Annotated in this window: 25 protein-coding genes; 19 read left to right on the top strand and 6 right to left on the bottom strand. The window is 65.8% G+C overall.

What is annotated here, in order from left to right; all coding sequences use genetic code 11:
* Positions 1-3 precede the first annotated feature (3 nt).
* On the bottom strand, positions 4-657 hold the full coding sequence (locus tag ACZK5G_RS12505; protein WP_049401300.1) for a DUF3348 family protein: 654 nt from the start codon (positions 655-657) through the stop codon (positions 4-6).
* A gap of 145 nt (positions 658-802) precedes the next feature.
* On the opposite strand from ACZK5G_RS12505, the gene ACZK5G_RS12500 reads away from it, so the two are divergent.
* The 4 genes from ACZK5G_RS12500 (at position 803) to ACZK5G_RS12485 (ending at position 3762) form a co-directional block, all read left to right on the top strand.
* Complete coding sequence (locus tag ACZK5G_RS12500) at positions 803-1720, top strand: M14 family metallopeptidase (RefSeq protein WP_032129976.1); 918 nt, start codon at positions 803-805, stop codon at positions 1718-1720.
* Between the two features lie 84 nt (positions 1721-1804).
* A complete protein-coding gene (locus ACZK5G_RS12495) occupies positions 1805-2215 on the top strand; it encodes a hypothetical protein (RefSeq protein ID WP_478463545.1) in 411 nt (136 codons plus the stop codon).
* Entirely contained in the window at positions 2212-2910 is a 699-nt protein-coding gene (locus tag ACZK5G_RS12490; protein WP_478463543.1) for a hypothetical protein, read from the top strand. The genes ACZK5G_RS12495 and ACZK5G_RS12490 overlap by 4 nt, the downstream gene beginning before the upstream one ends.
* 96 nt (positions 2911-3006) lie before the next feature.
* Positions 3007-3762: a DUF3307 domain-containing protein gene (locus tag ACZK5G_RS12485; RefSeq protein WP_478463542.1), complete on the top strand. Its 756-nt coding sequence runs from the start codon at positions 3007-3009 to the stop codon at positions 3760-3762.
* Positions 3763-3811: 49 nt separating this feature from the next.
* On the opposite strand, the gene ACZK5G_RS12480 is transcribed toward ACZK5G_RS12485, so the two are convergent.
* The 4 genes from ACZK5G_RS12480 to ACZK5G_RS12465 form a co-directional block, all read right to left on the bottom strand.
* Entirely contained in the window at positions 3812-4204 is a 393-nt protein-coding gene (locus tag ACZK5G_RS12480; protein ID WP_032129972.1) for a diacylglycerol kinase, read from the bottom strand.
* Between the two features lie 82 nt (positions 4205-4286).
* Complete coding sequence (locus ACZK5G_RS12475) at positions 4287-4913, bottom strand: hypothetical protein (RefSeq protein WP_478463541.1); 627 nt, start codon at positions 4911-4913, stop codon at positions 4287-4289.
* Positions 4914-4962: 49 nt separating this feature from the next.
* The gene (locus ACZK5G_RS12470; RefSeq protein WP_478463539.1) at positions 4963-5526 is read right to left on the bottom strand and encodes a Cif family virulence factor; all 564 of its coding nucleotides are present in this window, start codon (positions 5524-5526) and stop codon (positions 4963-4965) included.
* On the bottom strand, positions 5477-6010 hold the full coding sequence (locus ACZK5G_RS12465) for a hypothetical protein (protein ID WP_423162229.1): 534 nt from the start codon (positions 6008-6010) through the stop codon (positions 5477-5479). Before ACZK5G_RS12465 ends, ACZK5G_RS12470 begins: the two co-directional genes overlap by 50 nt.
* Before the next feature lie 454 nt (positions 6011-6464).
* Between ACZK5G_RS12465 and ACZK5G_RS12460 the strand changes: the two genes are divergently transcribed.
* Positions 6465-6794 carry a hypothetical protein gene (locus tag ACZK5G_RS12460; RefSeq protein WP_049462757.1) on the top strand — a complete coding sequence of 110 codons (330 nt, stop codon included), beginning with the start codon at positions 6465-6467 and terminating at the stop codon, positions 6792-6794.
* On the opposite strand, the gene ACZK5G_RS12455 is transcribed toward ACZK5G_RS12460, so the two are convergent.
* On the bottom strand, positions 6788-7192 hold the full coding sequence (locus ACZK5G_RS12455; protein ID WP_100472849.1) for a ribonucleotide reductase subunit alpha: 405 nt from the start codon (positions 7190-7192) through the stop codon (positions 6788-6790). The two genes, ACZK5G_RS12460 and ACZK5G_RS12455, sit on opposite strands and share 7 nt — an antisense overlap.
* Positions 7193-7386: 194 nt before the next feature.
* Here ACZK5G_RS12455 and moaA point away from each other — a divergent pair, with 194 nt between their 5' ends.
* The 14 genes from moaA (at position 7387) to ACZK5G_RS12385 (ending at position 23003) form a co-directional block, all read left to right on the top strand.
* Complete coding sequence (moaA, locus tag ACZK5G_RS12450) at positions 7387-8367, top strand: GTP 3',8-cyclase MoaA (protein ID WP_478463537.1); 981 nt, start codon at positions 7387-7389, stop codon at positions 8365-8367.
* Positions 8368-8375: 8 nt separating this feature from the next.
* Entirely contained in the window at positions 8376-9371 is a 996-nt protein-coding gene (gene moaCB, locus ACZK5G_RS12445) for a bifunctional molybdenum cofactor biosynthesis protein MoaC/MoaB (RefSeq protein WP_478463535.1), read from the top strand.
* Positions 9371-10624, top strand: a complete 1254-nt coding sequence (locus tag ACZK5G_RS12440) for a molybdopterin molybdotransferase MoeA (protein WP_478463533.1) — start codon at positions 9371-9373, stop codon at positions 10622-10624. Before moaCB ends, ACZK5G_RS12440 begins: the two co-directional genes overlap by 1 nt.
* On the top strand, positions 10624-10884 hold the full coding sequence (locus ACZK5G_RS12435; protein ID WP_017354494.1) for a MoaD/ThiS family protein: 261 nt from the start codon (positions 10624-10626) through the stop codon (positions 10882-10884). Before ACZK5G_RS12440 ends, ACZK5G_RS12435 begins: the two co-directional genes overlap by 1 nt.
* 3 nt (positions 10885-10887) lie before the next feature.
* The gene (locus ACZK5G_RS12430) at positions 10888-11388 is read left to right on the top strand and encodes a molybdenum cofactor biosynthesis protein MoaE (protein ID WP_478463532.1); all 501 of its coding nucleotides are present in this window, start codon (positions 10888-10890) and stop codon (positions 11386-11388) included.
* 138 nt (positions 11389-11526) lie between these two features.
* Complete coding sequence (gene mobA, locus ACZK5G_RS12425; RefSeq protein ID WP_478463530.1) at positions 11527-12075, top strand: molybdenum cofactor guanylyltransferase; 549 nt, start codon at positions 11527-11529, stop codon at positions 12073-12075.
* Entirely contained in the window at positions 12072-12437 is a 366-nt protein-coding gene (locus ACZK5G_RS12420) for a hypothetical protein (RefSeq protein ID WP_012511276.1), read from the top strand. The genes mobA and ACZK5G_RS12420 overlap by 4 nt, the downstream gene beginning before the upstream one ends.
* A 145-nt stretch (positions 12438-12582) precedes the next feature.
* A complete protein-coding gene (locus ACZK5G_RS12415; protein WP_478463528.1) occupies positions 12583-14001 on the top strand; it encodes a NarK family nitrate/nitrite MFS transporter in 1419 nt (472 codons plus the stop codon).
* A gap of 72 nt (positions 14002-14073) precedes the next feature.
* A complete protein-coding gene (locus tag ACZK5G_RS12410) occupies positions 14074-17817 on the top strand; it encodes a nitrate reductase subunit alpha (RefSeq protein ID WP_478463527.1) in 3744 nt (1247 codons plus the stop codon).
* A complete protein-coding gene (gene narH / locus ACZK5G_RS12405) occupies positions 17817-19361 on the top strand; it encodes a nitrate reductase subunit beta (protein WP_049401269.1) in 1545 nt (514 codons plus the stop codon). The genes ACZK5G_RS12410 and narH overlap by 1 nt, the downstream gene beginning before the upstream one ends.
* Positions 19361-20041, top strand: a complete 681-nt coding sequence (narJ, locus tag ACZK5G_RS12400) for a nitrate reductase molybdenum cofactor assembly chaperone (RefSeq protein WP_478463525.1) — start codon at positions 19361-19363, stop codon at positions 20039-20041. Before narH ends, narJ begins: the two co-directional genes overlap by 1 nt.
* Positions 20038-20745, top strand: coding sequence for a respiratory nitrate reductase subunit gamma (gene narI / locus ACZK5G_RS12395; protein ID WP_010485313.1), 708 nt, complete (start codon positions 20038-20040; stop codon positions 20743-20745). The genes narJ and narI overlap by 4 nt, the downstream gene beginning before the upstream one ends.
* A 3-nt stretch (positions 20746-20748) precedes the next feature.
* Positions 20749-21648: a peptidylprolyl isomerase gene (locus tag ACZK5G_RS12390; protein WP_478463523.1), complete on the top strand. Its 900-nt coding sequence runs from the start codon at positions 20749-20751 to the stop codon at positions 21646-21648.
* 23 nt (positions 21649-21671) lie between these two features.
* Complete coding sequence (locus ACZK5G_RS12385) at positions 21672-23003, top strand: MFS transporter (protein WP_014037437.1); 1332 nt, start codon at positions 21672-21674, stop codon at positions 23001-23003.
* Positions 23004-23157 lie beyond the last annotated feature (154 nt).

Raw genomic sequence — 23157 nt, 5'->3', positions numbered from 1 at the left:
CGGTCAGTGGGAGCGCAGGGCGTCTTGCAGCCCTTCGATCGGGTGGAAGCGCAGCTGCAGCTCGGCAAGCAGCAGGGTGCGCATGTCATGGCGGAAGGCCGCGCGCCAGCCGGGCTGGCCGTGCACGCGTTCAAAACGGGCGCCGAGCACCGCCGGCGCAGTGGCCAGCAGGCTGTGCTCGCGCGGGGTGAGGGTCTGTTCCATCACCGCATCGACCTCGGCCAGCCGTGCCAGCTCGGGTGAAACCTGCACCAGCTGGTCGCGCAGGCGGCCGCGCAGGCGCCCGGTGGCGGTCTGGATGGCCTGCTGCAGTACCCGGTAGCGCTGGCGCAGCGAGGCGAAGTTGGGTGCGGCGGCGGCTTCGGCCAGGTCCAGCAGGCGCTCGGCCTCGGCATCCTCGCTGATCGAGGCCAGCAGGCTGGCATGGGCCTGGGCGCAGTCGTCCAGCACATCCCCGGCCGCTTCGGTGGCCTCACCCGGCTCGGGCAGGCGTCCGCCGAGCGCCCCGGACAGGGCCACGGCACGGCTCCAGTCCACCCATTGGCCGAGGCGATCGGTCAGGGCGGGACTGCTGGCCGGCATCGCGCCGTCGCTGAGACGGGCGAGCAGGCGGAGGAATTCCGGTCCACCCAGGACCGGCTGCGCTGCGTTCGCCATCAAGGGGTGAGGGGCCAAAAACCGTTGATTTTACAACCAGATGACCCGGCCTGGATGAAGGCGGGGCCGGGGGAGGGGACCCGCAGGCGCGACAAGGCTTAGAATGACCGGCTGCACCCATCCCGTTCGACCCTTGGAGTACCCAATGACTGTTGCGCAGTTCTACCCGATCGGCACCCCCGGACAGCCCTGGGGCGACGCGGAACGCGCACAGTGGCGGGCCCGCCAGCAGCGCCAGCGCAGCTACCACGACGACGTGGTGGCCGCCCTTGAACGCCTGGACGACAGCTTCGATGTGATCCAGTACGGTCAGCTGGACTATGCACCTGACCATTACCCGCTGTTCGCCGTGGTCAACCACGACTGGAACCCGGCGCTGCCGACCGCGTTGATCACCGGTGGCGTGCATGGCTACGAGACCAGCGGCGTGCACGGCGCGCTGCAGTTCCTGGAACAGCAGGCCGAGCGTTACCTGGGCCGGCTGAACCTGATCGTGGCGCCGTGCGTCAGCCCGTGGGGCTACGAGCGCATCCAGCGCTGGAACCCGGATGCCATCGACCCGAACCGCAGCTTCCGTGACGGCGGCCAGATCGAGGAAGCCGCCGCGCTGATGCGCTGGGTGGCCGAGCGCAAGCCGAACCTGCTGGTGCACCTGGACCTGCACGAGACCACCGACAGCGACCTGCACGAGTTCGATCCGGCGCGCTGCGCCCGCGACGGCAAGCCGTTCGAGCGCGACACCATTCCGGATGGCTTCTACGTGATCGGCAACAGCGAAGATCCGCAGGCCGAGTTCCAGAAGGCCCTGATCGCCGCAGTGGCGCCCATCACCCACATCGCCCCGGCAGACGCCGAAGGCAACCTGGTCGGCCTGCCGCTGCAGTCGCCGGGCGTGGTCTGGGGTGAGTCGCGTTCGATCGGCGCCTGCGCCGGCTTCACCGACGCGCGCTTTGCCACCACCACCGAGGTCTACCCGGACAGCCCGCGTACCAACCCGCAGGAATGCAATGATGCGCAGGTGGCGGCGGTGTGCGCAGGCCTGGATTTCGCCCTGACGAAGTAAGGCACGTGGGTGTGCAAGCGGACCCGGCAGGTTCCTGCACGATGCGCCGGGTCATAGGATCGATTGTCGGGTTACGATCGGGCGATGACCACGATCAAGATTCTGCTCCGGCCGTCACTCGTGTCAGTCCTGGTAGCGACGACCGCACTCGGTGGATGCAAGCTGTCGGCGCTCGATCTGACGCCGCCGCGGGTGATCCAGCTGTCCTGCAGCAGCACAAGCGCCACGCCCCAGGCGCCGATGGTGTTGATCCTGGACTCCGGCCAGGCATCGGTGGTCTGGGTCAACCGTCCGAGCGCGCGCGCGGGCAGGCTGGAGGTGGAGGCGAACCTGTATCGGCTGGATTTTCCTTCGATCGCTGGCGCGGGCAGGCTGCAGGCGGTGATCAACCGCTACGACGGTAGAATGGCGTTGAGCGGGCCCGGCACAGATGTGGCCGGCGCTGCCCAGCCGCAGATGTCCTGTGAGGTACAGCCTGTGCAGCCCAAGGTATGAACATGCCCGATACATCGTCTGATCTGATTGCCGTGCTTACCGGCGACCTGGTCAAGTCCACGGAGATGGACGCGGCCACCATTGATGACGTCCGTGAAGTGATTTCCGTTGCCGTGGCCCAGGCCATGGAGTGGCCTTTGCCGGGCATTGTCGGCCCCGAGTTCTACCGGGGCGACGCCTGGCAGCTGGCGGTCACCCAGCCGCAGGGTTTCCTGAGGTTGGCGACCTGGATCAAGGCCAAGCTTGCCGCGTCGGAGTCGCGGGCGCGCACGCGGATCGCGATTGGACTGGGTACGGTAGAGGCATTGGACCGGAAGGCGGTGTCGCGTTCGCTGGGTGAGGCATTCGTGCTGTCCGGTCGGTTGCTTGAATCCATGGGGCGCACGCAGGACATGGACGTAGCCCTGCCAGTACAACGGGAGGATCTGTACTGGTTACCGGCAGTGGTGTCTGCCTGTGATGTTATTGTCGCGCGCTGGACACGCAGTCAGGCTGAGGTGGCGTCGTTGTTTCTGATCCCCGATGCCCCCTCGCAGTTGGAAGCTGCCAATGCGTTGAACCGGCACCGACAATCGGTGAACCGGGTCTATCACGATGCTGGCGTCTTTGCCTTGCTGGCGCTGATCACCGCGGCTGAACGTGCACTGATGCAGCCGTACGGGAGCGTTCACGGTTCTGGAAAAGCAACTAAATAGCGTTGCTTTGGCTTAAGCAACTAAATTTCGTTGCTTTTCGCGGCGACTTGGCTATCGCGACGCGAGCCACAGGAAGGACTCACAGGCAGAAAGGACATGCTTGAAACGCTGCTCGTACTGTTGACCGCTCACCTTGTCGCCGATTTCGTGCTTCAGACCACGAAGATGATCGCGCGCAAGCAGGAACTGCATGGCCTGCTGCTGCACGTAGCAGTGGTGCTGCTCGTCATCGCCGCGCTGACCGGTTCAATCAACCCATGGGTCTATCTCATCATCGGTTTCAGCCATGCGGTGATGGACTGGATCAAGGTGCATTGGCTCCCCGATGGCGTGCACGCATTCCTCATTGACCAGTTGGTGCATATCGCCTTCATCGTGTTGATCGCGTTGATGTTCCCTCACGTTGCCCGCAATGGCTGGTACGGGATGATCCCGACCCAGGTCCAACTGTTGATGTATCAGGGCATGTCGATCGCGAGCGGCTTGATCCTGGTGGTCAACGTCGGCGGCGTCCTGGTGGAGAAGCTGCTTGCGCCGTTCACGGCAGGACTCAATATGGGAAGCGCCGAATCGGCGCCTACGACCGCAGCCGTGCAGGGCGACGATCACAAGGGCATGCAGACCGCAGGGCGCTATATCGGGCGGCTGGAAAGAGGCTTGATCTTCATGTTCCTGCTGCTGGGCCAGCCGGAGGGCGTGGGGTTGATGCTGGCCGCCAAATCGGTGCTGCGCTTCGCCGACCGGCAGGCGCGGGCACACACCGAATATGTGATCATCGGTACCATGCTGAGCTTCGGTTGGGCCATCGCCGCAACCATGTTGACCAAGCTCGCCATCTCGCATTGGCGCTAGCGGCTGCGGCGTTGTGGCGCCGGGCCATGCCTGGTGAGTTGGGCGCGAGCTAACCCAGCAGGATCACGCCCCACACCGTGCCGACCATCAGCAGTGCGGTGGTCTGGGCCGCGCTGCCCATGTCCTTGGCGTTCTTGGACAGTGGGTGGTGGTCAAGCGAGATGCGGTCGACCACCGCTTCGATGGCCGAGTTCAGCAGCTCCACCAGCAGGCTGATGAAGCAGACCGCCAGCACCACGGCGCGTTCGACCTGGCTGATGTCCAGCAGGAACGCGGTGGCGATCAGCAGCGCATGCAGCAGCAACAGCTGCCGGAAGGCGGCTTCGCCACGGAAGGTGGCGATGAAGCCGTCGCGCGAATGGATCAGCGTGTAGAAGATGCGGCGAAGGCCGGTCTTGCCATGCGGGTACTTGCCGCTGTCCTTGGGGGAGGGGGGCTGCATGCCGGTCCTGCCATGAAGTGATCTCACGACAGGATGTGCAGGCGGGCGTCGGGAAAGCGTCGGACGCCCGTTGGATTTTCCTTCAGCCGGCCTGGCGCTGCGCCTGGATGGCCTGGTCGAGGGCATCCAGATCGTCGGTCGGCGAGGCCAGCCATGCCGGGTACGCCTCGGTCTCGACGAAGGCGGAGAATCGCAGCACATCATCGAATGCCGGATTGTCCTTCTCCGCATGGCGCAGCAGTCCGGACATCAGCCCGCAGATGCGGACGGCCGCCTGGAAGGCACCCTGCAGCGAACCGGCCGGCTCGGTGACCGTGTTGAGGAAGGCCGCATAGGCCGGGCCATCGAAGATGAAGTCCTCGCGCTGCTGGAAGGCTTCGCCGCTGAGATTGGTTTCGCCGGAGACGTGCCGGGAGAATCCCCAGGACCAGATGTCGAGGAAGCGCAGGTCATCCAGCTTCCGGCGCGCATCGTCATTCAGTGGAACGGCGCCGGACAGCGCGTGCTCCAGCGTGGCCGCTGCGAACGGCTCGGTGCCCTGGTGGGCCAGGAAATCGCTCAGGCAGCGCAGTGCAGCGGGATGATGCGGGTCCAGTTGCAGCGCACGGTAGATCACGCTGGCGCCTTCCACATGGCGGCCCTGGGCGATGAAGATGTTGAGCGCGTGGTGGGCGAGCTGGTCGGCGCTGAGGTCGGCAATCCGGGTCATCGGGTCTGGCTGGCATGGACGAACGGTGGGCACCAGTCTGACAGATCACTCATTCGGCCGGGCTGCGTGAATCGCGGATCGAATAGATCACCGAGAAGATCTTCCAGCCCTGTTCGGTGCGGATCAGCTGCCACATTTCCTTCCCCCAGTTGGTCTTCACTTCATCGTCGTGGAAGCTGTAGTCAAACGACACCGAGGCCACATCGCCATCCGTTTCGATCTTCGTGTTGGAGAATGTCTCCTCCTTCGGTTTCGGCGAGGCAACAGCCCCGTCGATCAGCGCGATGAAGTTGTTGGCGGGAATCTGCCGTGCCTTGATCGCATCGGGCTTGGCCTTGCGGATGTCCTGCAGGCGCACATCCTCGGAAACATACTGCCAGCCGGTGTCTTCCGGTTTGTCCGAGAAGAACAGACCCATGTAGGTCGGCTTGTCCTTGTTGATCAGCGAGGTGCGGAAGGATTCGACCACCTGTTCGATGGCCTTGACGTCGGCGGGGGCGTTCTGCGTGGCATGGGCGGGCAGGCAGGCGATCAGGCAGAGGAGCGGAAGGATGAACCTTGCATCAGCCACCGGATGCGTACTCCGCCAGATACCACTGCTTGTGCAGTTCATTCAGGTCTTCCATCTGTTTGCCGACCACGCCCAGCAGTCCGCCTGTCCAGGTTCCGAAAGCCGGCGCGCCATCCAGCTGGTAGACATTCTCCGGCAGCGTGCGCAGCGTATAGACAGGGTTCTGGCGCTCGTAGTCGTTTCCAAGGGTATGAAAATAGTCCCCCTTCAGCTCGAACTTTGCAGTGCCCCTGTACGCCAGGATTACCCGGTCGAACCTGCGGTGCTTCTGTCGTTCGGCAAACTGCAGCAGTGTCCGGGTCACATCCATCGGACTGTTGTCGCCGGACAGTGCACGGAGGTCGAACACGAGCACTTTCGGATTGACGAAGTAGCCATAGTGCGTGAACACCTCGATGCCTGCATTACGTGAATCCGTCGTACGCACATCATGGGCCTGCTGTTGCAGTGTGGTGTAGTTCCAGAGGAATACAGCCGCGCCCGCAAGCAGGATGGCGATAAGGAAAATCTTCAACGAACGGGCCATGGTTCTTCCTTGAGGGCGGGTACGTCCTGTGCCGGGGCCTTGACCGCCGGTCTCCGTGTCCATCGGCGGTGCGCCTTGGGGGCGTACTGGCATTGTCAATACGCGTGGATATTAGGCGTGGCTGCTCACGTCAACAAGTAGCCATGGCGCTGGAATGCACAGCGGCAGAAGAAGGGTGCCGGGGAGGACAAGACGGAGCGGATTTTCCGCTCCGCCAAGCCATGTCTTCGGGCTGCGGTCAGCCGTCCAGCTGCAAGCGCACCACCGCCTGCGAGCCCAATGCCAGGCACGCCAGTTTCAGGCGGGGAGGGGCGATGGCGACAGGCTCCACGAGGGGCTGAGTCGAGCCTGGCGGGGCCCCAGCAGCGCCAAAGCGTGACGTGCGACTCGGGTTGACGTTCCCAGCCACCAAGCGCAGGCTGGTCCGGCACGTTTCCTAACCAGAAGGGGACTTATGACCGCGACCGCTTCGCTGCACCCAACCCCCGCCACCCAAGGCCGTTCGCGCCTCTGGAGTGTGTTCTGGCTGCAGGGCGTGATTCCCAGCAACATTCTGTGGGCGGTAGCCCTCTGGGCCCTGGCCAACCAGCGCACCACGCTGCTGCTGGGGGTATTTGCCGTGCTGCTGCTCTATACCGGCTGGATCATCCCGGCGGTGTGGCGGGCGGCGCCCACCGCGCACAACCCCAACCTGGGCGTAGCGGCGCGTGGGCTGACCGTCGCCTGGGGGCTGAACACCGTGCTGGTGATCTTCTTCCTGACCCTGCAGCTGGTGGCTCAATAGAACTGAACGGGCTCGCCGCCACGGTCGAAGGCGGCGAAGCGGCCGATCTGACCATCATGGATGGCGTTGACCATCAGCTTCAGTGGGCGCGCGGCTTCGTCACTGTTGGGGGCGAAACCGGCGCGGCCGTCCAGCGCCGCCACGAAGACCAGGTCCCAGTCGATGCCGGTGGTGGTCGACTCGGCCGCCAGCGCCTGGAAGCTGGGTACCTCGGCCGGCAGCTTGTCCACGCACAGCACCGGCGACAGGGTGCCGCCCTCGCGGCGGTCATGCCGGTCGCGCTGGTCGCTGGTGGGCGATTCGGGCAGCTCGGCGCGCACGAATACGAACAGCAAACGTTGCGGTTCAGCCTGCTGGCCTGCGGCGTGCAGCAGCTGCTGGAAATCGTTCATCATCATGAGGGTTGTCACACGCCTACTGCACGGAAAGCCGCATGCTGCCACAACGCCTGCCGCGCGGGGCCGAAGGCGATTGATTTAAGTCATGCCCATGGAACTGACGGCCGCGTACTCTGGCAATCGTTCCAGCAGACGAGGGTTTCCGGGCCGTTCCGGGCGCAGGCAAGACGGTGGAGCAACAAGGTGGACCAGCCATGAGCCAACTCACCGACGGTTTTGGACGCAGCTTTCCATACCTGCGCCTGTCGTTGACCGAAGCCTGCAACTTCCGTTGCAGCTACTGCCTGCCCGACGGTTACCAGGCCGATGGCCGCCCGCGCTTCCTGCAGGTGGATGAGATCGCCCGCCTGGTGCGTGCGTTCGCCGCGCTGGGCATGAGCAAGATCCGCCTGACCGGCGGCGAGCCCAGCCTGCGCAAGGACCTGGACCAGATCATCGCCACCGTGGCGGCGGTGCCGGGCATCCGCAAGGTGGCCATCACCACCAATGGCACGCTGCTGCCGCGTCGCCTGCCGGGCTGGCACCGGGCCGGCCTGACTGCGCTGAACGTGAGCATGGACAGCCTGCGGCGCGAACGCTTCAGGACCATCACCGGGCATGACCGCCTGCCGGAGATCGAACAGGGCCTGGCCCTGGCGCAGGCGTTGGGCCTGCCGGCGATCAAGCTCAACGCGGTGCTGCTGCGCGGCCTGAACGACGACGAGCTGCCGCAGTGGATGGACTACCTGCGCGACCGTCCTTTCAGCGTGCGCTTCATCGAACTGATGCGCACCGGCGACAACGAAGCCTATTTCCAGCGCCACCACCTGCGCGCCGACGTGGTGATCGAACAGCTGCTGGCCGCTGGCTGGCACGAGCGTCCGCGTGCGGCCGATGCCGGCCCGGCGCGCGAGTTCGGCCACCCAGACCATCGCGGCAGCATCGGCATCATCGCCCCGTATTCGCGTGACTTCTGCAAGGGCTGCAACCGCCTGCGGGTGACCGCCAAGGGTGACCTGCGGCTGTGCCTGTTCGGCGAGTTCGGCGTGCCGCTGCGCCCGCTGCTGCAGAGCGACGATGACCACGACGCGCTGCTGGCACGCATTACCACACAGCTTGGCCTGAAAGCGGCCGGGCATGGGCTGCACCAGGGCCAGACCGGGCTGACCCCGCACCTGGCCTCCATTGGAGGATGAGCAACACGATGAGTGGGGAATTGAATGCGGCCTTCCATATGGCCGATGTCCGCGACAAGCGCATCACCCGCCGCCGTGCGGTGGCGGTGGGCGAGCTGCATGCCGGTCCGGTGGCCTATCCGCTGATCGTCGAGCGCCGCCTGCCCAAGGGCGATGCGCTGGTGATGGCCGAGATTGCCGGCCTGCAGGGCGCCAAGATGGCCTCGATGCTGATGCCGTTGTGCCATCCGTTGCCGCTGGAGTTGGTGCAGGTGTTCTGCGCGCCGGTGCCGGAACGGCAGGCGATCCGCGTGTGGTGCGAGTGTGCCAGCGAGGCGCGCACCGGCGTGGAGATGGAGGCACTGGCCGGCGTCAACGCGGCGCTGCTGACCCTGTACGACCTGAGCAAGCCGGTGGAACCCGCGCTGCGCATTGAAGGCATCCGCCTGCTGTTCAAGGAAGGCGGCAAGCGCGGCGTGTGGCTGCACCCCGACGGCATGGACGATGCCGAGCGCGCGCGCTTCAAGCCGCGTGCGCCGAAGGGCCTGGAGGGCGCGGCCTGCGCGGTGATCACGCTGAGCGATCGCGCCAGCGAGGGCACCTATGACGATGTGTCTGGCCCGACCCTGGTGAGCGGCCTGAAAAAGCTGGGCGGTGAGGTCGTGGCCGCCGAGATTTTGCCCGACGGCATCGAGCCGTTGGCGGGCCGCCTGCAGGCACTGGCGGCCGATGGCGTGCGCCTGTGCCTGTGCACCGGCGGTACCGGGCTGGGCCCGCGTGACCAGACCCCGGAGGCGCTGCGTTCCTTGAAGGCGCGGCCGGTGCATGGCCTGGCGCAGATGGTGCGGGCACTGAGCGCGCAGCACACGCCGATGGCCTGGCTGAGCCGCGCCGAGGTGGTGCAGCTGGGCAACATGCTGGTGTTTGCATTGCCGGGGAGCCCGAAGGCAGCAGCGCAGTGCCTGGACATCCTGGCGCCGGTACTGGGCCACGCCCTGGCGATGGTCGACGGTGGTGGCCACTGATGATTGCCTACAGCGAAGCCCTGCAGCACCTGCTGGATGCGGCCACGCCGCTGCCGGCCGAGCGCCTGCCGCTGCATGAGGCCGGCGGCCGCACTCTGGCCAGTGACATCATCAGTGGGCAGTCGCTGCCGCCGTTCGACAATTCTGCGATGGACGGTTTCGCGCTGCGCGCCAACGGCGCGACGTTCGAAGCCGGTACCGAATTCGCGGTACAGGGCTGGCAGGCGGCCGGCGATGCCGGTACCGAGGGCGGCGAGGGTGCCTGGGAAATCATGACCGGTGCGCGCATGCCGGTTGGGCTGGATACGGTGGTACCGGTGGAGAACGTGGAGATCCTTACCAGCGAGGACGGCCGCCCGACCCGCATTGCTCTGAAGAGCACGGTGAAGCCGGGCCAGAACGTACGCCTGCGCGGCCAGGATGTGAGCGACGGCGAGCGTGTGCTGCAGGCCGGGCAGGTGCTGGATATCAATGCACGCACCCTGCTGCACGCCATCGGCGTGGGCCAGGTGGCGGTGGTGGCACGGCCGAAGGCGGCGGTGATCGCCACCGGCAAGGAGCTGGTGACCGAGGCGGCGCAGACGCTGGAATCCGGCCAGATCCGTGACAGCAACCGGCCGTATCTGGTGGGCCGCCTGCAGGCCGCCGGTGCCGAGGTGGTCTGGCAGGGCACGGTGGGTGATGACGTGGCCGCGTTCAATGCGGTGCTGGATGAAGCGCTGGCTGCCGGCGCGCAGCTGCTGATCAGTACCGGCGCGGTGTCGGCCGGCCGCTACGATTTCGTTCCCGATGCGCTGCGCGGCCGTGGTGCGCGCATCGTGTTCCACAAGGTGGCGATCCGCCCGGGCAAGCCGCTGCTGTTTGCGGTGCTGCCCAATGGCGCGCTGTATTTCGGTCTGCCCGGCAACCCGGTGTCGGCCGCCGTGGGCCAGCGCTTCTTCGTGGAGCCGGTGCTGCGCCGCCTGCTGGGGTTGGCACCGGAAACCGTGTTGCAGCTGCCGCTGCAGGCCGACGTGCGCAAGCCGCCGGGCCTGCGCTTCCACGCGCGTGCGCGGGTGGAAGTGGACGCGCAGGGGCGCCTGAGTGCGCGCGTGCTGTCCGGGCAGGAATCGTTCCGTTTGATGTCCATGCTGCAGGCCAACGCCTGGGTGGTGCTGGAGGCCGAGGGCGACTTGGCCACCGCTGGCACGCCGGTGCGGGTACAGGGCTGGGGTCACCATGACCCGGTGCAGCTGGCGAGCCAGGAGTCATGATGAAACAAGTGAATCTGCAGTTGTTCGGCGCGTTTTCCGATCTGGATGCCAGCCGCGAGATCGCCGTGGATGTGGCCGGTGGCACCGTGGCCGATCTGCGCCAGGCGCTGCGCGAGTTGCTGCCGGTGCGTTGGCCGGGTTTCCGCGCGGGCCTGCTGGATTATTCGGCGTTTGCCGACCAGCAGCGCGTGCTGCGTGACCACGAGGCGCTGCCCGACGATGGTCGTGTGGCGATCCTGCCGCCGGTAAGCGGGGGTTGAGCGATGAGCGAAAAGATCATCGCGAAGGTGGTGGACCGCGCGCAGGCGGCGATCGATCCGGCCGAGGGCATCGCTGCCGTCTCCGATCCGGGCTTCGGTGGCATCGACGTATTCATCGGCAAGGTGCGTGACGTCAACATCGGTCGGCCGGTGACCGGGATCACCTACGACCTGTTCGAGCCGCTGGTGTTGAACGAGTTCAAGCGCCTGGCCGCCGAGGTCGAGGCGGCGTTCGGTCCGAAGCTGAAGCTGTATGTGGCCCATGCCAAGGGCCGGTTGGGCATTGGTGATGTGGCGGTGGTGGTGGCGGCGGGCAGCCCGCACCGTGACGAGGCGTTCCGCGCATGCCGGCAGTTGATCGAGGTGGTCAAGCACCAGTGCCCGATCTGGAAGCAGGAGCATTACGAGGACGGCGACAGCGAGTGGAGCGAGGGCTGCAGCCTGTGCCACGCGGACAGCGAACCCGCACATGCCCATGACCATGCGCACGACCACCACCATTGAGTCCGCTGCAGCCACGCATGGCGTGGCTCTACCACCGAATGTCTGGATGGCCGTGGGGTTGAGTAGATCCACGCCATGCGTGGATGGGGCCGTTCCCGCGTATCCAACCGGCGCAGCCACGCATGGCGTGGCTCTACCATGAATGGAGCCATCAACGGCATCGTGCTGGCCGGCGGCCTGTCCAGCCGGATGGGGCGAGACAAGGCGCTGCTGCCGTGGCAGGGGCGCACCCTGCTGGAACACATGCGTGGCCTGCTGTTGCAGGCCGGCGCAGAACGGGTCTGGGTGAGCGGTGACTATCCGGCCTTCGGCGGCATCCCCGATCAGGTGGCGCGCTGCGGTCCCTTGGGTGGACTGCACAGCGTGATGCAGCAGATGCCCGACAGCCCGGCCTGGGTGGTAGCGGTGGATACGCCGTTGCTGACGCCACGGCTGCTGCAACGGCTGGCTGCCGAGGGGCGGGGCGCGTGCACGATCTTTGACGGGCATCCCTTTCCCATGCGGTTGAATGTGGACAATGCCACTCGTAGCGTGCTGGCCACGATGTTGGATGATGCGGACGGGCCGCGCTCGGTACAGGCCTTCCAGCGCCGCCTGCAGATGCACGCGCTGCTGCTGGAAAGCGTTGACGAAGCCTGCCTGGTCAACTGCAATACCCCCGAACAATGGGAGGATGTTGCGTCATGAAAGTGCAGTTGCAGGATCAATCAGTACGGCTTCGCCTGGACGAGGCCGAACTGGCGCGCCTGCTGGCCGGTGAATCGGTCGAGAACATGACCCGCTTTGGCGGCATCGAGGGCTGGGGCATGGCGGTGTCGCTGCATGGCGGCGATCAACCGGTGCTGCTCGATGGCGGCACCTTCTGCCGCCTGGTACTGCCGCGCCCGGCAGTCGAGGCCTTGGCGGCGCGGCTGCCGTGCCGGGATGGGCTGCCATTCGACATTGCCCTGGAAGATGGCGGCCAGCTTCAGCTGCAGTTCGATGTGGACGTGCGCGACAGCGTGCGCCAGCGCGGGGTGACCCGCCGCAACACCGCTTCACCGGTTTGACATTTGTCAGGGGCACGGCGGAAACCGGCCCCTGATTGATCCAGATCAACCCCATCGTTGTTGCTGCGCGGCCTAATGGCTGCATGACGACGGGTCACAACTTGAAACGCAGTACCCACGTCATTCCACAGCCTTGGAGCCATGTATGACCGTCGGTAGCGATCCTGTTGTCCGCAGCACTGCCCGTCCGGGTCGCGTCATCAGCGACTGGACGCCGGAGGACCCCGGCTATTGGGAGCGCACCGGCAAGCGGGTCGCTACCCGCAACCTGGTCATCTCGATCCCCTCGCTGCTGCTGGCCTTCTCGGTCTGGGTGCTGTTCTCGGCGGTGTCGATCAGCCTGCCGAAAATCGGCTTCAACTTCAGCACCGACCAGCTGTTTTGGCTGGTGGCGCTGCCCAGCCTGTCCGGCGCCACGCTGCGCATCTTCTATTCGTTCGTGATCCCGATCTTCGGCGGCCGCCGCTGGACCGCGCTGTCCACGGCCTCGCTGCTGGCGCCGACGCTCTGGCTCGGCTTTGCGGTACAGAACCCGGCCACGCCGTACGGGGTGTTCGTGGCCATCGCAATCCTGTGCGGCTTCGGTGGCGCGAACTTCTCCTCATCGATGTCCAACATCTCCTTCTTCTACCCCAAGCAGAAGCAGGGCCTGGCGCTGGGCCTGAACGCCGGCCTGGGCAATGTGGGCGTGTCGGTGGCGCAGGCGGTGATCCCGCTGGTCATCACCGTGGGCGTGTTCGGTGCGCTGGGTGGTGCACCGCAGCCCACGGTGGAGGGTGGGGCACCACTGTTCCTGCAGAACGCAGGCTTCATCTGGGTGCCGGCCATCGCGCTGTGCGCCATCGCGGCCTGGTTCGGCATGAACGACCTGACCAGCGCCCGCTCGTCGTTCTCCGAGCAGGCGGTGATCTTCCGCCGCAAGCACAACTGGCTGATGTGCTGGTTGTACATCGGCACCTTCGGCTCCTACATCGGTTTCTCGGCCGGCTTCCCGATGCTGGTGAAGAGCCAGTTCCCGGATGTGAACCCGCTGGCCTACGCCTTCATCGGCCCGCTGCTCGGTGCACTGATGCGCTCGGTGGGTGGCAGCATGGCCGACCGCTGGGGCGGCGCACGCCTGACTTTCTGGGTGTTCGCGCTGATGATCGCCGCCGTGTTCGGCGTACTGCACTTCCTGCCCAGTCACGGCCAGGGCGGCAACTTCCATGGCTTCCTGCTCAGCTTCATGGCGCTGTTCGTGCTCAGTGGCATCGGCAACGGCACCACCTTCCGCATGATTCCGGTGATCTTCCGCACCCTGCATGAGCGCTGGTCGGCCAACGACAACGCCGAGGGCAAGGCCACGGCCGCGCACCAGGCCAGCATCGAATCGGCCGCGGTGGTCGGCTTCTCCGGTGCGATCGGCGCCTACGGCGGTTTCTTCATTCCCAAGAGCTACGGCTCGTCCATTACGTTGACCGGCAGCCCCGACATGGCGCTGTACGGATTCGTTGTTTTCTATGTCACCTGCCTGGCCGTGACCTGGTGGTGGTACTACCGGCGCGGTGCCGAGACACCCTGCTGACGACATGAAAACGCACCGCAGCCAGATGACACACACAGCCACGATGCCGATGTCCGCAAAGGGAGATCCCCGATGAGTTATTTCCTCGATCGCTTGCAGTTCTTCAAGCGTGACCCCCAGACCTTTGCCGATGGCCATGGATTTGCCAAGAGCGAGGGCCGCGACTGGGAAAACAGTTACCGCGCACGCTGGCAGTACGACAAGATCGTACGATCCACCCACGGCGTGAACTGCACCGGCTCCTGCAGCTGGAAGATCTACGTCAAGAACGGCCTGGTCACCTGGGAAACCCAGCAGACCGATTACCCGCGCACGCGCCCGGACCTGCCCAACCATGAACCGCGTGGCTGCCCGCGTGGCGCCAGCTATTCCTGGTACCTGTACAGCGCCAACCGTCTGAAGTACCCGCTGATCCGCGGCACGCTGCTGCGCCTGTGGCGCGAAGCGCGCAAGAGCAAGGCCCCGGTCGATGCCTGGGCCAGTATCGTCGAGGACAAGGAGAAGGCGCGTTCGTACAAGACCCGCCGCGGCATGGGCGGCTTCGTGCGCCTGCAGTGGGAAGAGGCCAACGAGATCATCGCCGCCTCCAACCTGTACACGGTGAAGCAGTATGGCCCGGACCGCGTGGTCGGCTTCTCGCCGATTCCGGCGATGTCGATGGTGTCCTATGCAGCCGGTGCGCGTTACCTGTCGCTGCTGGGCGGCGCCTGCCTGTCCTTCTATGACTGGTACTGCGATCTGCCGCCGGCCTCGCCGCAGATCTGGGGCGAGCAGACCGACGTGCCCGAATCGGCCGACTGGTACAACAGCCGCTACATCATCGCCTGGGGCTCGAACGTGCCGCAGACGCGCACGCCCGATGCGCACTTCTTCACCGAGGCGCGCTACAACGGCACCAAGACGGTGGCGATCTGCCCGGACTATTCCGAGCTGGCCAAGCTGACCGACCACTGGCTGCACCCCAAGCAGGGCACCGACGCGGCACTGGCCTTTGCCTTCGGTCATGTGATCCTGCGCGAGTTTCATGTGGATTCGCCCTCGCAGTATTTCCAGGACTACTGCCGCCAGTACTCGGACATGCCGATGCTGGTGCGCCTGCAGCGTCGCGACGATGGCCGCCTGGTGGCGGGTCGCTTCCTGCGTGCCAGTGAGCTGGGCGGGCTGGGTGAAGCCAACAACCCGGACTGGAAGACCTTGGCCTACGACGAGAACAGTGGCCAGATCGTGGTGCCCAATGGCTCCATCGGTTTCCGCTGGGGTGAGAAGGGCCGCTGGAACATCGAAGAGAAGGCCAGCAACGGCGCCGACACACGCCTGCGCCTGAGCTTGTCCGACGCCAACGACGGCATCGAGGCGGTGAGCTTCCCGTACTTCGGTGGCATTGAAAGCGATGGCTGGACCGCTGCACCGGCCGAAGAAGTACTGGACCGCAACATTCCGGTGCGCCGGCTGGCCACGGCCGACGGCGGCGAGACGCTGGTGGCCACGGTCTACGACCTGCTGCTGGCCCAGTACGGCGTGGACCGTGGCTTTGGCGGCGGCAACGTGGCATCGAGCTTCGATGACATGGTGCCGGGCACGCCGGCGTGGCAGGAGCGCATCACCGGCGTGTCGCGCGCCGAGGTGATCGAGATCGCCCGCGAGTTCGCGCGTACCGCCGACAAGACCCATGGCCGTTCGATGATCATCGTCGGCGCGGGCATGAACCACTGGTTCCACAACGACATGAACTACCGCGGCCTGATCAACATGTTGATCATGTGCGGCTGCGTGGGCCAGACCGGTGGCGGCTGGGCGCATTACGTGGGCCAGGAAAAGCTGCGCCCGCAGACCGGCTGGCAGCCGCTCGCGTTCGGCCTGGACTGGAGCAAGCCGCCGCGCCACATGAACGGTACGTCGTTCTTCTACTTCAACACCGGGCAGTGGCGCTACGAGAAGCTGCAGGTGGACGAGCTGCTGTCGCCGCTGGCCGATGCCCGCAAGTACGGCGGCAGCCTGGCCGACCTGAACCTGCGCGCGGTGCGCATGGGCTGGCTGCCGAGCACCCCGCAGCTGGACCGCAACCCGCTGCAGCTGGTACGCGAGGCCGAAGCGGCCGGCGTGGCCCCGGCGGACTACGCGCTGGGCAAGTTCAAGGACGGCTCGCTGGACTTCGCCTTCGCCGACCCGGACGCCAGCCAGAACCACCCGCGCATGATGTTCATCTGGCGCTCGAACCTGCTCGGTTCCTCGGGCAAGGGCCACGAGTACATGCTGCGGCACCTGCTGGGTACGCGCCACGGCCTGCAGGGCAAGGACCTGGGCGAAATGGGCGCAGTGAAGCCGCAGGAGGTGAAGTGGCGCGACGAGGCGCCGGAAGGCAAGCTGGACCTGCTGGTCACGCTCGACTTCCGCATGTGCACCACCGCGCTGTACTCGGACATCGTGCTGCCGACGGCCACCTGGTACGAGAAGGACGACCTCAACACCTCGGACATGCACCCCTTCATCCACCCGCTGTCGAAGGCGGTGGACCCGGCCTGGGAATCGCGCAGCGACTGGGAGATCTTCAAGGAAGTTGCCCGCACCGTAAGCGAAATGGCGCCCGGTGTGCTGGGCGTGGAGAAGGACCTGGTGCTGGTGCCGACCCTGCACGACACCCCCAACGAGCTGGGCATGCCGTTCGGCGTGGCCGACTGGAAGAAGGGCGAGTGCGAGGCCATTCCGGGCCAGACCATGCCGTCGATGACGGTGGTGGAGCGTGACTACCCGAACCTGTACCGCAAGTTCACCTCGCTCGGCCCGCTGCTGGACAAGCAGGGCAACGGCGGCAAGGGCATGAGCTGGGACACGAAGCACGAAGTCGAATTCCTCGGCAAACTCAACCACACCGTGCACGACGAGGGCGTGAGCCAGGGCCGTCCGGCCATTTCGACCGCGATCGACGCGGCCGAGGTGATCCTGCACCTGGCACCGGAAACCAACGGCCACGTGGCAGTGAAGGCGTGGGAATCGCTGGGCACGTTCACCGGCCGCGAGCACACCCACCTGGCGGTGGGCAAGGAGCACGAGGCGATCCGCTTCCGTGACATCCAGGCGCAGCCGCGCAAGATCATCTCCTCGCCGATCTGGTCGGGCCTGGAGGACGACAACGTCAGCTACAACGCTGGCTACACCAACGTGCACGAGCTGATTCCGTGGCGCACGGTGACAGGTCGCCAGCAGTTCTACCAGGACCACGAGTGGATGATCGACTTCGGCGAGGCCTTCATGGGCTACCGGCCGCCGGTCAACACGCGCACGGTGGAGCCGCTGCTGAACCAGCGCCCGAACGGCAACAAGGAGATCGTGCTGAACTGGATCACGCCACACCAGAAGTGGGGTATTCACAGCACCTACAGCGACAACCTGATCATGCAGACGCTGTCGCGCGGTGGCCCGATCGTGTGGATCAGCGAGGACGACGCACGCAGCGCCGGCATCGTCGACAACGACTGGATCGAGCTGTTCAACGTCAACGGTGCGATCGCCGCGCGTGCGGTGGTCAGCCAGCGCGTGATGCCGGGGATGGCGATGATGTACCACGCCCAGGAACGCATCATTAACGTGCCGGGCTCGGAGATTTCCGGGACCCGTGGCGGCATCCACAACTCGGTGACCCGCATCGTGCTCAAGCCCACACACATGATCGGCGGCTACGCGCAGCTGGCGTACGGCTTCAACTACTACGGCACGTGCGGCACCAACCGCGACGAGTTCGTGATCGTGCGCAAGATGGACAAGGTGGATTGGCTGGATGGTGAAAGCGTTCCTGCAATGGCCAAGGAGGTGGTGTGATGAAGGTCCGTGCACAGATCGCGATGGTGCTGAACCTGGACAAGTGCATCGGCTGCCATACCTGCTCGATCACCTGCAAGAACGTCTGGACCTCGCGCGAGGGCGTCGAGTACGCCTGGTTCAACAACGTGGAAACCAAGCCGGGCATCGGTTACCCGAAGGAATGGGAAAACCAGGACAAGTGGAACGGCGGCTGGGTGCGCACCCGCGCCGGCAAGCTGGTGCCGCGTGCCGGTGGCCGCTGGCGCATGCTGGCCAAGATCTTCGCCAATCCGGATCTGCCGCAGATCGACGACTACTACGAGCCGTTCGATTTCGACTACCAGAACCTGCACACCGCCAAGGACAGCCAGCACCAGCCCACCGCGCGGCCGCGTTCGCTGATCAGTGGCGAGCGCATGCAGAAGATCGAGTGGGGCCCGAACTGGGAGGAGATCCTCGGTTCTGAGTTCAGCAAGCGCTCGCGCGACTACAACTTCGACCAGGTGCAGAAGGAGATCTACGGCGCCTTCGAGAAGACCTTCATGATGTACCTGCCGCGCCTGTGCGAGCACTGCCTGAACCCTGCGTGCGTATCGGCCTGCCCGTCGGGTGCGATCTACAAGCGCGAGGAAGACGGCATCGTGCTGATCGACCAGGACAAGTGCCGCGGCTGGCGCATGTGCGTGTCGGCGTGCCCGTACAAGAAGATCTACTACAACTGGAAGAGCGGCAAGTCGGAGAAGTGCATCTTCTGCTACCCGCGCATCGAGATGGGTGAGCCGACCGTGTGTTCGGAAACCTGCGTGGGCCGCATCCGCTACCTGGGCGTGATGCTGTACGACGCCGACCGGATCGCTGAGGCCGCCTCGGTGGCCGCCGAGAAGGACCTGTACCAGGCCCACCTGGATATCTTCCTGGACCCGAATGACCCGGCGGTGATCGCCGCCGCGCGCGCCGAGGGCATCCCGGACAGCTGGCTGGATGCGGCCAAGCAGTCGCCGGTGTACAAGCTGGCGATCGACTGGAAGCTGGCGCTGCCACTGCACCCGGAATACCGCACGCTGCCGATGGTCTGGTACGTACCGCCGCTGTCGCCGATCCAGTCCGCCGCCGAACGTGGCCGCGTGGGCATGAGCGGTGAGCTGCCGGACGTGGCCTCGCTGCGCATCCCGATGCGCTACCTGGCCAACCTGCTGACGGCCGGTGACGAGGCGCCGGTGGTGCGTGCGCTGGAACGGCTGATGGCCATGCGTGCCTGGCGCCGTGCCAAGAACGTGGACGGCGTGGAAGACACCGCAGTGCTGGAGCAGACCGGGCTGAGCATCGCCCAGGTGGAAGAGATGTATCGCTACCTGGCCATCGCCAACTACGAGGACCGTTTCGTGATTCCGACCGGCCACCGCGAGTATGCCAACGATGCCTTCGGCGAGCGCGGCGGCTGCGGCTTCACCTTCGGCAACGGCTGCAACGGTGACAGCCCGGCCGATCTGTTCGGCCAGCGCAAGAGCACCACCTTCGTGGTGGACAAGGGTCCGAACCATCGCCGCAAGGAGGTGGTGTGATGAGCGTACTCAAGCTGATTGGTGTGCTGCTGGATTACCCCCGCGAAGAACTGTGGCAGCACGGCGAGGAACTGCTCGCCGCCTGCGACGACCCGGCGCTGAACACCGCCCGCCGCCAGCAGCTGCGCAGCTTCGTGCAGCAGCTGCTGGCTACCGACGCGCTGGATGCGCAGGCGGCGTGGCTGGCCAGTTTCGACCGCGGCCGTTCGATGAGCCTGCTGCTGTTCGAACACATTCATGGCGAGTCGCGCGACCGCGGCCAGGCCATGGTCGATCTGGTCGAGACCTACCGCCGCAACGGCTTTGAACTGGATGCACGCGAGCTGCCGGACTACCTGCCATTGCTGCTGGAGTTCCTGGCCCATCGCCCCGGCAGCGAGGCCCGCGAGTGGCTGCATCACATCGGCCATATCGCCGGGATGCTGGCAGCGCGTGCCGCCGAGCGTGAGCTGCCGCACCGGGTGCTGTTCGAGATCCTGGTCGAAGCCGGTGACGGCAAGGCCGATCTGCAGGCGCTGCGCCAGCGTGCCAGCGAGGAAGTCCGCGACGATACCGACGAGGCCATGGACCGCTTGTGGGAGGAGGAGGCGGTGCGTTTCGGCGCCGAAGCCCCCGCCGAAGACTGCAAGCCGCCCGTGCGTTCGCCGGCCCGTCCTTCGCATCGAGAGGTCCAGCCATGAGTTACTCCCTGCATCAATTCGCCTTCCAGTACTACCCGTACATCGCCGTGGCGGTGCTGCTGATCGGCAGCTGGGCCCGCTACGACAAGGCCATGTATACCTGGCGCACCGGCTCCAGCCAGATGCTGTCGGACAAGGGCATGCGGATCGGCAGCAACTGCTTCCACATCGGCATCCTGGCCATCCTCGGTGGCCATCTGGTCGGCCTGCTGACCCCGCATGCGGTGTACGAGCACTTCATCACCTCGTCGCAGAAGCAGATGCTGGCGATGGTGGTCGGTGGTGTGTTCGGCGCGCTGTGCTTCATCGGCATCAGCATCCTGTTGGTACGCCGCTTGTTCAATGCGCGGGTACGGGCCACCGGCAGTTTCGGTGACACCCTGGTGCTGGTGCTGCTGTTCGCACAGTTGTGCCTGGGCCTGTACAGCATCCGCATCTCGTCCGGCCACCTCGACGGTGGAGTGATGGTGCAGCTGGCCGAATGGGCGCAGCACATCGTGACCTTCCGCGCCGGTGCCGCCGACTACATCGAGGGCGTCAGCTGGGTCTACAAGATGCACATCTTCCTGGGCCTGACCCTGTTTCTGATCGCGCCGTTCACCCGCCTGGTGCACGTGTGGAGCATTCCGATCAGCTATCTGTGGCGGCCCTACCAGGTGGTGCGCCGCCGCCAGGCCACGCTGCGCTACGGTCCGCGGGAGTAAACCATGGGCAGCCTGCCGAAATTCCTGCCGATCACCGTGATCGACTCCGCCGCACCGGTGCCTGCCGAGGCGCATTCGCATCACCACGACGCGGCAGAGCAGGGGCCGCGCTCGCTCGGGCAGCCGGCACCGTCCCGGCTGTTCGTGGACGAGACCGCGATCAGCGAGGCCGATATCGCCCGCGAGATGCAGCACCATCGGGCGATGCGCCCGGAACAGTCGCGTGCCGAGGCGGCCCGGGCGCTGGTGGTGCGCGAGCTGCTGCGGCTTGAAGCGCAGCGGCTGGGCCTGCAGGTGCCGCAGGGCAGCCAGGTGAGTGACGAGGAAGTGCTGATCCAGCAATTGCTGGAAGACGCAATCGAAGACCGCGTGCCGACCGATGAGGACTGCCGCCGCTACTTCGAGCAGAATCCGGAGCGCTTCCGCTCGCCCGATCGCGTGCGCCTGCGCCATATCCTGCTGGCCGCGCCGGCCGACGACGTGGCCGGGCGCTTCGCCGCACGCACCGAAGGCGAGCGGCTGGTCGGACTGCTGAAGGAATCACCGCACCTGTTCGCCGATTTTGCCCTCCGCCATTCGCGCTGCCCCTCCAGCAGCGAGGGCGGCGACCTGGGCTGGTTGCAGCGCGGGCAGACCACGCCGGAGTTCGACCGCCAGGTGTTCCGCCTGCGCGAGGGCCTGGCGGGATTCCCGGTGGAATCGCGCTGGGGCTACCACGTGGTCTGCGTCGATGCTCGCGAGGAAGGCCAGCCACAGCCGTTCGAGGCGGTGCTGCCACAGCTGCGTGATTACCTGGAGCTGCAGGTGCGGCAGCGCGAGGTGCAGGCCTACCTGCTGCAGCTGCAGGAACGCTACCCGGTGCGCGGGCTGGACGAGATCGACGCCGAAGCGGATATCGGCTGACCCCCATTGAACGAGGAGACCCCATGAACCAGGCTCTTGCCCCCGCCAGTGCCGGGCAGCAGCAGCGTGCGCTGTGGCTGAGCACGTTCGCCTTCACCGTGTGCTTCGCGGTGTGGATGATCTTTTCAATCATCGGTATCCAGATCAGCCAACAGCTCGGTTTGAATGACACCCAGTTCGGCCTGTTGATCGCCACGCCGGTACTGACCGGTTCGGTCAGCCGCGTCTTCCTCGGCATCTGGTCCGACCAGTTCGGTGGCCGCAAGGTGATGGTGCTGGTGATGCTGTGTGGCGCCGTGGCCACCTGGATGCTGACCTATGCGCAGACCTACACCCAGTTCCTGATCGCCGCGCTGTGCGTGGGCATCGCCGGCGGCAACTTCTCGGTGGGCGTGGCCTACGTGTCGAAGTGGTTCCCGGCCAGCAAGCAGGGCACCGCGCTGGGCATCTTCGGTGCCGGCAACATCGGCTCGGCGGTGACCAAGCTGTTGGCGCCGCTGGTGATGGTGGCCGCGGGTTGGACCATGGTTGCCAAGGTCTGGGCGGTCGCGCTGGCCGTCACTGCGGTGCTGTTCTTCCTCTTCAGCAAGGAAGACCCGTCGCTGGAGCAGCGCCGCCGCGAGGGCGTGAAGCCGGTTCCGTTCGCCGAGCAGATGGCGCCGCTGAAGAACCTGCAGGTGTGGCGGTTCTCGCTGTACTACTTCTTCGTGTTCGGCGGTTTCGTGGCGCTGGCGCTGTGGCTGCCGCACTATCTGGTGGGCGCCTACGGCATGGACGTGGGGCACGCCGGCATGCTGGCGGCGTGCTACTCGATCCCGGCCAGCCTGTTCCGCGTGGTCGGTGGCTGGATGTCGGACCGGATGGGCGCGCGCCGGGTGATGTACTGGACCTTCGGTGTGTCGGCCATCTGCACCTTCCTGCTGGCCTACCCGGATACCGAGTACGTGGTGAAGGGCATCCACGGCCCGATCCACTTCCATCTGGCCATCGGCGTGGTGATGTTCACCGTGCTGGTATTCGTGCTGGGCTTCTTCATGTCGCTGGGCAAGGCGGCGGTCTACAAGCACATTCCGGTGTACTACCCGCAGCACGTGGGTGCGGTGGGCGGTGTGGTCGGCATGATCGGCGGCCTGGGTGGCTTCATCCTGCCGATCGTGTTCGGCGCATTGAACGATGCCGTGGGCATCTGGAGCAGCTGTTTCATGCTGCTGTTCGTGCTGGTGGCGGCTGCACTGGCGTGGATGCACTTTGCGATCCGTCGCATGGAACGCCGTCACTTCCCGCAGATCGACCGCGAGACCGACCTGCCCGAAGCCATTGATGCGGCCGCCGCCGAGCGGGTGCGCGGTAGGTGAATGGGGTTGCCGGCCAGCGGCCGGCACTACCGGAACGGTGCGCGGTGGGTGGAGGGGGTTGCCGGCCAGCGGCCGGCACTACCGGGTAGCGGGCGAAAGGGTAGTGCCGGCCGCTGGCCGGCATGAACCCACCGATGCGCCACGCTTGATTTCA

The organism is Stenotrophomonas sp. 62841_Sma, from assembly GCF_056482945.1.
Note: the sequence above shows the minus strand (reverse complement) of the source record. Positions and strands in the feature narration are given on the sequence as shown.